This is a genomic window from Paraburkholderia sp. RL17-337-BIB-A (genome assembly GCF_046025895.1).
In the GTDB taxonomy this organism is placed as follows: Bacteria; Pseudomonadota; Gammaproteobacteria; order Burkholderiales; family Burkholderiaceae; genus Paraburkholderia; species Paraburkholderia fungorum_C.
In genome coordinates, this window is the sequence record NZ_JARESY010000002.1 from 1236876 (window position 1) to 1249162 (window position 12287).

10 protein-coding genes are annotated in these 12287 nt (G+C 62.2%); 2 read left to right on the plus strand and 8 right to left on the minus strand.

What is annotated here, in order from left to right:
• Positions 1-68 precede the first annotated feature (68 nt).
• The gene (locus P0D84_RS26465) at positions 69-3149 is read left to right on the plus strand and encodes a transglycosylase domain-containing protein (RefSeq protein WP_408341609.1); all 3081 of its coding nucleotides are present in this window, start codon (positions 69-71) and stop codon (positions 3147-3149) included.
• Between the two features lie 10 nt (positions 3150-3159).
• On the opposite strand, the gene P0D84_RS26470 is transcribed toward P0D84_RS26465, so the two are convergent.
• From P0D84_RS26470 to P0D84_RS26505, 8 genes are all read right to left on the minus strand, one after another.
• Positions 3160-4386, minus strand: coding sequence for an ROK family transcriptional regulator (locus P0D84_RS26470; RefSeq protein ID WP_408341610.1), 1227 nt, complete (start codon positions 4384-4386; stop codon positions 3160-3162).
• A 30-nt stretch (positions 4387-4416) separates the two neighbouring features.
• Positions 4417-5214, minus strand: a complete 798-nt coding sequence (locus tag P0D84_RS26475; RefSeq protein ID WP_408341611.1) for an ATP-binding cassette domain-containing protein — start codon at positions 5212-5214, stop codon at positions 4417-4419.
• A gap of 77 nt (positions 5215-5291) precedes the next feature.
• A complete protein-coding gene (locus tag P0D84_RS26480; RefSeq protein ID WP_408341612.1) occupies positions 5292-6278 on the minus strand; it encodes an ABC transporter permease in 987 nt (328 codons plus the stop codon).
• 166 nt (positions 6279-6444) lie between these two features.
• Positions 6445-7449: a sugar ABC transporter substrate-binding protein gene (locus P0D84_RS26485; RefSeq protein ID WP_408341613.1), complete on the minus strand. Its 1005-nt coding sequence runs from the start codon at positions 7447-7449 to the stop codon at positions 6445-6447.
• A 539-nt stretch (positions 7450-7988) separates the two neighbouring features.
• Positions 7989-8783 carry an alpha/beta hydrolase gene (locus P0D84_RS26490; protein ID WP_408341614.1) on the minus strand — a complete coding sequence of 265 codons (795 nt, stop codon included), beginning with the start codon at positions 8781-8783 and terminating at the stop codon, positions 7989-7991.
• Positions 8784-8894: 111 nt separating this feature from the next.
• Positions 8895-9245: a DUF4148 domain-containing protein gene (locus tag P0D84_RS26495; RefSeq protein ID WP_408341615.1), complete on the minus strand. Its 351-nt coding sequence runs from the start codon at positions 9243-9245 to the stop codon at positions 8895-8897.
• Positions 9246-9309: 64 nt separating this feature from the next.
• A complete protein-coding gene (locus P0D84_RS26500) occupies positions 9310-9660 on the minus strand; it encodes a DUF4148 domain-containing protein (protein ID WP_408341616.1) in 351 nt (116 codons plus the stop codon).
• Between the two features lie 377 nt (positions 9661-10037).
• A complete protein-coding gene (locus P0D84_RS26505; protein ID WP_408341617.1) occupies positions 10038-10181 on the minus strand; it encodes a hypothetical protein in 144 nt (47 codons plus the stop codon).
• 107 nt (positions 10182-10288) lie between these two features.
• Between P0D84_RS26505 and acs the strand changes: the two genes are divergently transcribed.
• On the plus strand, positions 10289-12262 hold the full coding sequence (gene acs / locus P0D84_RS26510) for an acetate--CoA ligase (RefSeq protein WP_408341618.1): 1974 nt from the start codon (positions 10289-10291) through the stop codon (positions 12260-12262).
• Positions 12263-12287: the final 25 nt, after the last annotated feature.

A 12287-nucleotide genomic window follows, 5' to 3' on the forward strand; every position in this document is an offset into this window, starting at 1 on the left:
GTTCCGCGCTACACTTGACCGAAGGTGCGCCTGATCCAAGAGCCGGCGCACGCTCGGGGAGAGCAGCCATGAATCGGCCACTGGTTCGGTTACCGCTTCGCGCGACAGGCACGGCGCCCGTCAGGAAGTGGCTCAAATGGGGGCTGGCGGCGGCATTTCTGTTCGCGCTGGCGGTGGCGGCCCGCTTTATCCAGGCCGAGATCGAAACGTCGCGGCTGCAGGCGCGCTATCTCTCCGAACTCACGCGCGACGTGGGTTTTTCCGTCGCCGACGGTTCAAGCCATTCCATCCGGTTTCCTCAAACTGACAAAGGCCCCTACGACAGCCGCCTCGGCTACGCGTTGCTGCCGTCGTTCCAGCAGCGCTTGCTCGAACACGGGTTTGAAGTCAGCGCGCAATCGCGTGATTCCGAGCGGATGCTGTCGCTGGCGGATAACGGTCTATTTATTCCCTACGCGGAAAAAGATCAGGCGGGGCTGCAACTCTTCGACGGTACCGGCGAGCCCCTCTTTGGTGCGCAGTTTCCAGGCCGCGTTTATGACAGCTTCGATTCGATCCCGCCGCTGGTAGTCAATTCGCTGCTGTTTATCGAAGACCGTTATCTGCTCGATCCGGATCAGCCAAACCGCAATCCGGCGATCGATTGGGGGCGTTTTAGCCGTGCGCTAGTGGATCAGGGTGCGCGTGTATTCAACCGTCATCAGTCGACGCCTGGCGGCAGCACCCTTGCGACCCAGATCGAGAAATTCCGCCACTCGGCGGGCGGGCGCACCGCGACGCCGCCGGAAAAATTGCGGCAAATCGCTTCGGCCTCAGTGCGTGCTTATCTGAATGGTCCGCAGACCATGCCCGCGCGCCAGCAGATCGTCGTCCACTATCTCAACTCGGTGCCGCTTGCCGCGCAACCGGGCCTCGGCGAAATCAACGGGATGGGCGACGGACTCGCCGCCTGGTACGGTCGCGATTTCAACGACATCAACCGCATCCTGAAAGCGCCGTCGACCGAAGAGAATCTCGCGGAGCAGGGCGTGGCATTTCGCCAGGTACTCTCGCTGATGACCGCGCAACGTGCGCCGTCGTATTTCCTGCATCACGGCTATGCCGAACTCGAACGTCTGACGGATAGTTATCTCCGGCTGCTGGCGAACGGCGGCGTCATCTCGATCCCGCTGCGCGATGCCGCGCTGTCCGCGCAAGTGGCGTTGCGCCACGCACCGAATAAAACGCAGAACGCGGACTCGTTCGTGTCGCGCAAGGCCGTGACGTCGATGCGCTCGCATCTATTGGCGGCGCTCGGCATCCCAAGTTTCTATGAACTCGACCGGCTCGATTTGCAGGCGAAGGGCACGCTCAACAACGCCGTGCAGCAGGCCGTGAGTGAACGGCTTGCCGCAGCCGCAACACGGGACGGCGCGAAAACCGCCGGTCTGGTCGGCTATGAAATGCTGCGCGCCTCCGACGATCCGTCGAGAATCGCCTATAGCTTCACGCTGTTCGAACGGCGCGATGGCGCCAACCTCGTGCGGGTGCAAACCGATAGCGTGAACCAGCCGTTCGACATCAACTCGGGCGCACGCCTGAATCTCGGTTCGACCGCGAAACTGCGTACCGTGGTGACCTATTTGCAGATCGTCTCCGACCTGCATGCGCGTTATGCACCGCTGAGCACCGCGGAGCTGAAAGCCGTGAAGCCCGATCCGAACGATCAGCTCACGCGCTGGGCGCTCGATTATCTGACGCATACCTCGGACCGCTCGCTGCAAGCCATGCTCGATGCGGCCGTCGAGCGCAAATACTCGGCAAGCGCCGGTGAAACCTTCTACACGGGCGGCGGCGCGCAAACCTTCAACAACTTCGAAGCCGACGACAACGGCCGCATTCTCACCGTGCACCGCGCATTCCAGCATTCGGTGAATCTGGTGTTCGTGCGGCTGATGCGCGATATCGTCCACTACGAGATGGTGCAGACCACCGGAGCGTCGTCGCAATGGCTGGGCGATCCGGCGATTCGCAAGATGTATCTCACGCGTTTCGCCGATCAGGAAAGCCGTGTGTACATGAATCGTTTCTACACCAGGTACCACGGCAAAACACCCGATCAGGCGCTCGCCTTGCTGTTGCTCGGCGTACGCAAATCGCCGCCTAAAGTGGCGACCGTGTTGCGCAGCGTCGCGCCGGATGAATCCAATGCATGGTTCAACGCGAAGATGCGTGCCGCGCTGAAGAACACACCGGCTGCCTCCGTGCTGGACGATGAGGATCTGGCCAATCTGTACGCCAAATACGCAATCGACCGTTTCAATCTGAACGACCGCGGCTACATTTCGAGCGTGCATCCGCTGGAATTGTGGACGCTCAACTATCTGCGCGCCCATCCCGAGGCGACGCTCGATCAGGTACAGAAAGCCAGCAGCGAGGTGCGTCTGTCGACGTATTCGTGGCTCTTCAAGACGCGCTATCACGCCACCCAGGACCGCCGCATCAAGCGGATGGTCGAACTGCGCGCCTACGATGCGATCGGCAAATCGTGGCAGGCGCTTGGCTATCCGTTCGCGACGCTCACGCCCTCGTATGCAGCGGCGATTGGCGCATCCGGTGACCGGCCGGCCGCGCTCGCGCAGCTGATCGGCGTGATTGCCAACGGCGGCAACAAGGTGCCGACCGAAAGCCTCACGCAACTCGATTTCGCGAAAGACACGCCATACGAAACACATTTTCAACGGGCTGCGGTGGCGCCGCAACAGCAGTTGTCGCCGGAGATCGCCGGGGTGGTCAGAGTGCTGTTGCGCGATGTCGTATTGGGCGGCACGGCCAAGCGTCTCGCGCAGGGCATGACGTTCCCCGATGGTCAGACACTCGAGATTTACGGCAAGACCGGCACCGGCGATCAGCGCTTCAATGTGTGGGCCAAAGGCGCGCGGCTGATCGAGTCGCGTAAGGTGAATCGCAGCGCGACGTTCGTGTTCGTGATGGGAGACCGCTTCTACGGCACGCTGACTGCCTACGTGCATGAACCGTATGCGGCGCGTTACGAGTTCACCAGCGCGCTCTCGGTGCAGTTGCTGAAGTCGCTCGCGCCGGTGTTGCAGCAGTTGCTTCAAAACCCGCCCGCTAAAACCGCATCCATAGCGAAGGTAGCCGCGCAATAAGCAACGGCGGCTAGTAACCCGCGTCCGTCGCAGGCTTGAGGAATAGCTCGTGCACGGGCGCGAAATGCGCGTACAACGGCAGAATCGCACCACCCATCGCGCGTGCGTCGGCACCGATGGTGCCTTCCAATAGTTGCGGGCGCACCATCCCCTCCCATTCAAAGCGATCGAGCACGCGCTCGGTCCGTCGGATGATTTCGCGGACCAGTTGCCGGTCGAGCTCGCCGTCGATCACCACCGCTTCCAGATCGAGCAGGGCGGCTGCATTGGTCAACGCACTGGCGATCGCGGGGCAGGCGGTGTCGAGCCATTGTTCGGTCTGCCGCCACAATTCCGGCGACAACGCGCGATGATCGTGCGCGGCAGCGGACGGCGCCCCCGCATTGCTCAACAACTGTTCCAGAACGAAACCCGATGCCGCGTGCAGCAGTTGCCGCGCCGGTTTGCGCGCGCTGCCGTCTTTCAACGGAATCGAGCCCACCGCGCCTGCGTTGTCGTGCGGTCCGCCATGCAAACGGCCGTCGATCACCAGCCCGCCGCCGATAAACGTGCCGACGAACAGGTAGAGGAAGTTATGAATCCCGCGGCCCTGGCCCATCACGAGTTCGGCGGCGCAGGCGGCGGTGGTGTCCTTGGCGAATTCGACGGGCAAGCCTGTCATCGTCGCGACGCGGCTGCGCAAGTCGATCTGATGCCACGCTTCCAGCGCGTCCGGCGGCGCGCCGAGAAAGTCGCGCCAGCCGCCAAGCCACAACGGCGCCGCGACGCCTACGCCCACCACTTTGTTCGCCTTCGCGCCGAGCGTCTGATTCATGCGCGCCAGTTTGCTTTCGAGCGCGGGGAACAGCGTGTGGGGATCGGGATAGGCATACTCGAATACCTCGCGGCATACCACGTGGCCCGCGAAATCCATCGCCAGCACGTCGAGACTGCGTCGCCCCACCTTGATGCCGATGGTGTACGCGCCATCCGCATGCAACGCGATCGGCACCGACGGCTGACCGATCCTGCCGCGCACACGCGCTTGCTTCTCGAGCAGGCCGTCGTCGATCAGACGGTCGACGATCATCGACACCGTCTGCATCGACAGACGCGTGAGGCGGCCCACGTCGGCTTTTGGCAGCGGCCCATGCAAGCGGATCGCCTGCAGGACGATCCGTTCGTTGAACTGCCGCATGCCGACCTGATTCGAGCCGACCGTGCGTTTGAGCGGCGAGCGGGTGCCGGTAGTGTCCATCGTCGCGCGCCGCTCAGATGAGTGCGGGCATCATGCAATCGCCTTGACGTCCGCTTCCTTCGCGCCCGTCATGATCGCCACGGCCTCCGACATGTGGATGTCTTTCGTGTTCACCACCGCCGCACGCCGGCCGAGCCGTTGGATATGAATGCGGTCCGCGACTTCGAACACGTGCGGCATGTTGTGGCTGATCAGGATCACCGGCAAGCCGCGTTCGCGCACGCGGCGGATCAGTTCGAGCACCATGTTGCCTTCCTTCACGCCGAGTGCGGCGGTGGGCTCGTCGAGAATCACCACATGCCGCGCAAACGCAGCGCTGCGCGCCACGGCGACACCTTGACGCTGACCGCCGGAGAGCGTTTCGACCGCCTGGCGCATCGAACGGATGCCGATTTGCAGATCCTTCATGTGCGCGGTGGCTTCCTCGAGCATGCGGCGCTTGTCGATCATCTTGAAGATCGAACCGCGCCAGCCCGGTTTAACAAGCTCACGGGCGAGAAACAGGTTTTCGGCGATGCTCATGGCTGGCGCCACCGCCAGTTCCTGGTACACGGTTTCGATGCCTTGAGCGCGTGCATCCAAAGGGCTGCGGAATTTGACCGGTTTGCCGTCGAGCAGGATTTCGCCTTCATCGGGGACGGTGGCGCCCGAGAGTGCCTTGATCAACGACGACTTACCCGCGCCGTTGTCCCCGATCACGGCGAGAATCTCGCCGGGCAAGACTTCGAAATCGCAACCGTCGAGCGCGGTGACGTTGCCGTAGCGTTTGACGAGTCCGCGCGCCTGGAGAACGGGCATCACGGCGGAAGCGGTAGTAGGTGTCGACATGACAGGCTCCGGTGTCGACCAGAGTTCGCGCTTCAGCGCGTTACTCTGGTCCCATGCAAGATACTTGCGACGAATACTCAACCGCGACGATGGGAAAGTTTATCCGCGGCAACCGCGAGAATCACCAGCATGCCGGTGATCAACACCTGGTAGACCGAAGAGACGCCGATCAGCGTCAAGCCATTGCGAAACACACCGACGATCAACGCGCCGAGCAGCGTGCCGACAATCGAGCCGCGTCCGCCGAACAGACTGGTGCCGCCCAGCACGACGGCCGTGATGCTGTCGAGGTTCTCGGTTTGCCCGGCCTGCGGATCGCCGACGCCGGTGCGCGAGACCGACAACAGCGCGGCAATCCCGTAGATCGCGCCGGCCAGCGAATACACGATGAGCAGAATCTTCTGCGACGAGAGGCCCATCAGGCGGGCCGCTTCGGGGTTGTTGCCGAGCGCGTACAGGTGCCGGCCGGGCACCGTGTCGCGCAAGACGAACCATGTGGCGAGATACATCAGCAGCGTGAGCACCGTGCCATAGGTGACATCGGCAGGGCCGAGCTTGAATGTGTTGCCGAAGAACATGATCGCGTCCGGCAGGTTCGAGACGCTCTCCGCGTTCGAATAGATCTGCGTGAGCGCGAACGCGATGTTCAGCGTACCCAGCGTGACGATAAAGGCCGGCAGTTTGATGCGTGTGATCAGCACGCCGTTGAGCGCGCCGAACAGGGTGCTCGCGGCGATGCCGCACAGAATCGCGAGAATGGGCGGCACGCCGAGTGTGACCGCGAATTTGGTCATGATGATCGAGCCGAACGCCATCACCATCCCGCACGACAGATCGATCCCGCCGGTCAGCACGATCAGCGTCTGGCCGATGGCGATGACGGCGACCACCATCGTCTGTTGCAGGATCAGCGAGAGATTCTGGAACGACAGGAACCGGTTGCTCTGCGAAATGAAGAAGCCGCACGCCAGCACCAGCGCGATCAGCGGTCCGATTTCTGCGAGGGACGGCAAGCGCTCGGCGAAGGTGCGCGAGTGGCCGGCGGGCACGGAAGGAGTCGACATGATAGGTATCCTCGATGCATGAGCGTGGCGGGCCTCGCCACGTGACGAATACGGCGGCCGGCGATCGGGCACCCGGCGATCCGGAGGCCGGCTGTCCGGCGGCCGGCGATCCGGCACCCGGCGATCCAAAGGCGGCCCAGAGCAGCGGGCCGCCACTCAACACGCGTTACTTATTGCCCCAACAGTTGTCCAGGCCGAACTTCGTATCCCTGCTGTCGACGCCCGACATCGGCTTGTCCGTGATCAGCGTCACGCCCGTGTCCTGATAGCCGGAGACTTTCTTGCCGGTCTTCGCATACTCGACACCCGCCGTCACGCCGAGCGAGGCCATCTTCAACGGATACTGCTGCGAGGTCGCGGCAATCGCGCTGGCCTTCACATTGCGTACACCTTCACAGCCGCCGTCGATGGAAACGATCATCACGCTCTTATCCTTGCCCGCCGCTTTGAGCGCGCGATACGCACCCGCCGCGGCCGGTTCGTTGATCGTGTAGACCACGTTGATATCCGGTGACTTCTGCAGGCAGTTCTCCATCGCCGTCTGACCCTTGGCCTGATCGCCGCGGGTGTCCTGGCTGCAGACAATCGACGGATCGCCTTCCTTCACCCCGAAGCCTTCCAGGAAGCCGTTATGACGCAGTACGCCGACCGATACGCCCGGCGCGAGATCGAGCGTGGCGATCTTCGCAGGCTTGCCGTTCATGGCGGCTTTCGCGTATTTGCCGATCAGCACGCCGGCTTTGAAGTTGTCGGTGGCGAAGAGGGCGTCGGTGGCGTCTTGCGGGTCGGTCGGCGTATCGAGCGCGACCACCATCACACCGGCGGCGCGCGCTTTCTTGATGCTCGGCACGATCGCCTTGGTGTCGCTCGGCGTGATCAGAATCGCTTTCGCGCCGGCCGTCATCATGTTTTCAATGGCGGTGACCTGGCTCGCGTTATCGCCGTCGAACTTGCCGGCCGCGGTGATCAGCTTGGCGCCGTCTTTCGAGGCGGCCGCTTCGGCGCCCTGTTTCATCTTCACGAAGAACGGGTTCGTGTCGGTCTTGGTGATGAGGCCGACGACGGGCTGGTCGGCCGCCTGGCTCGCACTCGCACACCACACGGCCGATGCCGCCACGCACATCGAGACGATTTTTCTGGCGACAGGATGCCTGCGGGAATTCAGATTCATGGGACGCTCCTCCGGTTATTGGCCACGACGTTGTGAACTGCGGGCGATGACGCACGCGAACGCTGCGCGCTTGCTATCTGTTTGCGATCCGGTTTGGAATCTGAGGCGATTCCGAGGCAATCCGAAACGAACCGCCTAAATCACTTGGATTGATTTAGTACAGCAGGCTCGTGGACGCTCGTCAAGGAAACGATCGGCGAGGAGGTCGACGCGCCGAAGCGGTCGCGAGGACGTCAGGACTTACGGGGCGGGGCTTGGCGGGCGTGATGCGGTGCAAGATGGAACGTGGAAGCTTCGGGAAAGTCCTGGCTCGGCTGAAAGCGAATTGAAGCCTTAAGTGATCACGTTCTGATATGACGACTGTGCGCTTACCGGCCCCCCGATCTTGACGCCCAAGTGGAAACCCGGATTCGGGCCGCCGGAATCAGTCGGCACGGTGTGCGTGCCGTGATCGTGCCTGGATCCGATGACGGCACAAGGCGGGCCGTCATCGAATGCACAACCGGGTTGCTCCGCGAGCGTACTGCTCATCGGCCCGCTCACAACTGAGCGTGCCTGGCCGCGTCTTCGATCACTGCGGCGACTTCTTTCGGACGCGATTCATAGACCGAATGACTCGCGCCGGCGAGTACCGTCGTGTGACTATGCGCACGTGCGTAGTACCAGCGTTCGAGGTCGGGGTTGATGATCTTGTCATCGGCCGCGACGATGCCCCAGCTCGGCTTGCTGGTCCACGCGGCCACCGTCATCGGCGTCGAGAAGACCTTCGCCGCGGTCAGGATTTGCGCGTGCGATTCGAACCGGGCTTCTTTGAGCGGCAGATCGGCGGCGAAATCCGCCGGGAAATCCGCGGGGTTCAGGTACGTGTAGCCGTCGCCGGTCTTCATGATGGCGCCTGCCTGCTTCGAGGTGTAGCTCGGCATGCCTTTACCAAGGGTGCTTTCATCTTCGCCGACGGCTGGCGCGTGCGCAGCCACGTACACCAGGCCGACCACGTTCGGATGCACGCCGGCTTCAGTGATGACGGAGCCACCGTAACTATGGGCCACGAGGATCGTCGGGCCATTCTGCTGGTCAAGGACGCGTTTGGTTGCGGCGACGTCGTCTTCGAGTGAGCTCAGCGGCTCCTGCACGATGGTGACGTGGTAGCCGTCTTTCGTCAGTCTGTCGTAGACCGGCTGCCAGCCCGATCCGTCCACCCATGCGCCGTGCACGAGAACGATATTGTGGACCGGGACAGTTTGCGGCTGGACATCTTGTGCCATCGCTCCGGTTGACGCGAAAAGACAAGCCGACAATGACAAGGCCGAGGCGACGAGAGGCAAGACTTTCATGACACACTCCGTTTGTAGTTAGAAAACGTTGCAATAGTTCTGTTGGACAAGAGGAAAATAGTAGTAGTACTGTGCATATTGAAGACGGCACGGAACTTCATTACGCACCAGTCAGCTACCGAAGAAAACGTTGCAGAAGCTGACCGGACCCACGCAGGAAGAGGGCGCCGACATGTGCCTGGACGTGCCCGACGAAGCGCTGCCATTCTGCGCAACGCCACCATAGGATTGCTGCGCCATCTGCTGATCGCTGTGCGCGGCGATCTTCGCTTCAGCGGCCTGAACGTCGGCCGGATAGTTGGCCTGGTCGCCGCTCGACGGGGTGTAACCCGCCTGTTCGACGCGCACCAGATCGGCGCGGACTTCGGCGCGTGTCACCGGCGCATTCGATTGCGCGAAGCTCAGAGCGGGAGCGGCCAACGTGCCGACGGCGAGAGCGAAACAAACAAGAGCGTTCTTCATGATTGATACTCCTTCTGCGAATGGACGAATTGAGGGAAAACGATTGCCGTAAAAAAGCGCTTCTTTAGCTACCGAAGTACGGTGTGCAGAATCCTGCAGGGCCGACACATGCTGTCATCGCCGCGCTGGATGCATGGACGGGCGAGGAGGAAGCGCGATGGCCCGCCGCCGTCGAACCGGACATCGCCGGACCCTCGCCACTCGTGCTCATCTTCAGGCGCGCGGCCTGTTGCGAGAAGATCGGGTTGATCGCGGGGTACGACGTGTCAGTCACGAAGCGTGAACCGTTAGCTTCAGCCTGAATCAGTTCCTGGCGCACTTCCGTGCGGGTTTTTTCCTGCGCCGATGCCTGGGTGACTGCGCCAGCCGATGCAAGGAGAATCATCGAAAGAGTCATTGCAAGTTTGAGTTTCATTGTGGATACCTAATTGATGGTGATTGAATCTAACTGACTATGTGATTGGGAAACTACGTCGCTACTTGTCCATCTATGAGGTCTACGCGCTGCTGGCGTTGCCCGGAAGCGCTGCTGCTTTCCCTCGTGGACCGTCTTGTTGTCGTCTATGCATGGGCAAACACAGCGAGGTGCCGCTTATTCCCATTTTTTTTACAGCGCCGGAAAAGGGCGCGGACTTTGGTGAATATATCGGCATACAAACGGCTGACAACCGGTCGGACCGGGTTGCCGCACAACGTCAGTGTGAATTTTCCCGCTTCGTCCCGCTGGGCGCTTCCTATTGGCCCCCGTTTGCGCCGGCCAGGCCTGTACGCCACCGTACCGACTTCCTTCCCTCACGCGAGCACCGTCATTACAAGCCTTTCGGTTTTCTCCGTCACCGCGATCGAAACAGTTCGCGTGACAAGGCTTCCCTGACCGATTTGTGCGCCATCCCCATTCCGCCCAGAGCGGCCAAACGCGGGGATCGCGCCGATCATGCGGATCGCCTTGCTGCGCCCGCTCGACACCCGGCGCGCTGCAAGGGGTTCGTGATTCGCCGCACCGCACTCATCAAGCACGCGCGAAAGCGTGCAAGGGACATAACATGTCAACCAGTGATTCGATTCTGGAGGAGCCGCAGGCCTTCCTTCCTCACGCCAGTGTGGCGGCTTACGCCGCGATCTCCGGCATGGACGCCTATCGCGCGCTGGTCGCCGAGGCCGAACGCGATTACGAAGGATTCTGGGCCCGGCTCGCACGCGAAACGCTGCAATGGAAAACACCGTTCTCCAAAGTGCTGGACGAATCGCGCGCGCCGTTCTACGAGTGGTTCAACGACGGCACCCTCAACGCGTCGTACAACTGCCTCGATCGCCACGTCGAAGCCGGCAACGGTGAGCACGTTGCGGTGATTTTCGAAGCCGATGACGGCAGCGTCACGCACGTCACCTTCCGGCAGTTGCTCGAACGGGTGAGCCGCTTTGCCAATGCCTTGCGCACCCGCGGCGTGAAGAAAGGCCACCGCGTAGTGATCTATATGCCGATGTCGATTGAAGGCATCGTGGCCATGCAGGCGTGCGCGCGCATCGGCGCGACGCATTCGGTCGTATTCGGCGGCTTTTCATCGAAGTCGCTCAACGAGCGGATCGTCAACGTGGGTGCGATCGCGTTGGTCACCTGCGACGAACAGATGCGCGGCGGCAAAGCGCTGCCGCTGAAAAACATCGCGGACGAAGCCCTTGCGATGGGCGGCTGCGAAGGAGTGAAAAGCGTTATCGTCTATCGCCGCACGGGCGGCAAGGTTGCGTGGCAGGAAGGCCGCGACCTGTGGATGCACGAGCTCACACAAGCTGAAGCAGACACGTGCGAGCCGGAATGGGTCGGCGCGGAACATCCGCTCTTCATTCTCTATACGTCTGGTTCGACGGGTGTGCCCAAGGGTGTGCAGCACAGCACGGGCGGTTTCCTGATGTGGGCCGCTCAGACCATGAAGTGGACCTTCGACGCGAAGCGCAGCGACGTATTCTGGTGTACCGCCGACATCGGCTGGATAACTGGCCACAGCTATATCGCGTACGGCCCGACAGCGATCGGTGCGACCCAGGTCGTGTTCGAAGGCGTGCCCACCTATCCGAACGCCGGCCGCTTCTGGGAAATGATCGCGAAACATCGGGTGACGGTGTTCTACACCGCGCCGACCGCGATCCGTTCGCTGATCAAGCTGGCCGAGTCCGATCCCGCAGTTCATCCGGACCGTTACGATCTGTCGAGCTTGCGTCTGCTCGGCACGGTCGGTGAACCGATCAACCCGGCTGCGTGGACATGGTTCTACGAACACGTCGGCCATAGCCACTGTCCTGTCATCGACACCTGGTGGCAAACCGAAACGGGCGGCCACATGATCGCGCCGATGCCGGGCGCGACGCCGCTGGTACCGGGTTCGTGCACGTTGCCGCTGCCGGGCATCATGGCCGCGGTAGTCGACGAGACCGGGCAGGACGTGCCGAACGGGCAGGGCGGCATTCTGGTCATCAAACGGCCGTGGCCGTCGATGCTGCGCGGCGTCTGGGGCGATCCGCAGCGCTACAGGAAGAGTTACTTCCCTGAGGAACTCGGCGGCAAGCTGTACCTTGCCGGTGACGGCGCGATGCGTGACGAGGACACCGGCTACTTCACGATCACCGGGCGTATCGACGACGTGCTCAACGTATCGGGCCATCGGCTCGGCACGATGGAGATCGAGTCGGCGCTCGTAGCGAACCCGCTGGTGGCGGAAGCCGCGGTGGTCGGCCGTGCCGACGAGACGACCGGCGAAGTCGTGGTCGCGTTCGTCGTGTTGAAAGGCGAGCGTCCAACCGGCGATCAGGCGATCAGGATCGCGACGGAATTGCGCAACTGGGTCGGCAAGGAGATCGGGCCGATTGCGAAGCCCAAGGAAATCCGCTTCGGCGAGAATCTGCCGAAAACCCGCTCAGGCAAGATCATGCGCCGCTTGTTGCGCTCGCTGGCGGCCGGCGAAGAGATCACGCAAGACATATCCACGCTGGAAAACCCGGCGATTCTCGATCAGCTCGGGTGATGGCTCGCGAAGGGCGAGAGGTTGC

Coding starts and splice junctions, on each gene's coding strand:
- P0D84_RS26485 (WP_408341613.1), bottom strand. CDS start 7,449: ATGAATCTGAATTCCCGCAGGCATCCTGTCGCCAGAAAAATCGTCTCG.
- P0D84_RS26465 (WP_408341609.1), top strand. CDS start 69: ATGAATCGGCCACTGGTTCGGTTACCGCTTCGCGCGACAGGCACGGCG.
- acs (WP_408341618.1), top strand. CDS start 10,289: ATGTCAACCAGTGATTCGATTCTGGAGGAGCCGCAGGCCTTCCTTCCT.
- P0D84_RS26500 (WP_408341616.1), bottom strand. CDS start 9,660: ATGAAACTCAAACTTGCAATGACTCTTTCGATGATTCTCCTTGCATCG.
- P0D84_RS26505 (WP_408341617.1), bottom strand. CDS start 10,181: ATGATCGGCGCGATCCCCGCGTTTGGCCGCTCTGGGCGGAATGGGGAT.
- P0D84_RS26480 (WP_408341612.1), bottom strand. CDS start 6,278: ATGTCGACTCCTTCCGTGCCCGCCGGCCACTCGCGCACCTTCGCCGAG.
- P0D84_RS26490 (WP_408341614.1), bottom strand. CDS start 8,783: ATGAAAGTCTTGCCTCTCGTCGCCTCGGCCTTGTCATTGTCGGCTTGT.
- P0D84_RS26495 (WP_408341615.1), bottom strand. CDS start 9,245: ATGAAGAACGCTCTTGTTTGTTTCGCTCTCGCCGTCGGCACGTTGGCC.
- P0D84_RS26475 (WP_408341611.1), bottom strand. CDS start 5,214: ATGTCGACACCTACTACCGCTTCCGCCGTGATGCCCGTTCTCCAGGCG.
- P0D84_RS26470 (WP_408341610.1), bottom strand. CDS start 4,386: ATGGACACTACCGGCACCCGCTCGCCGCTCAAACGCACGGTCGGCTCG.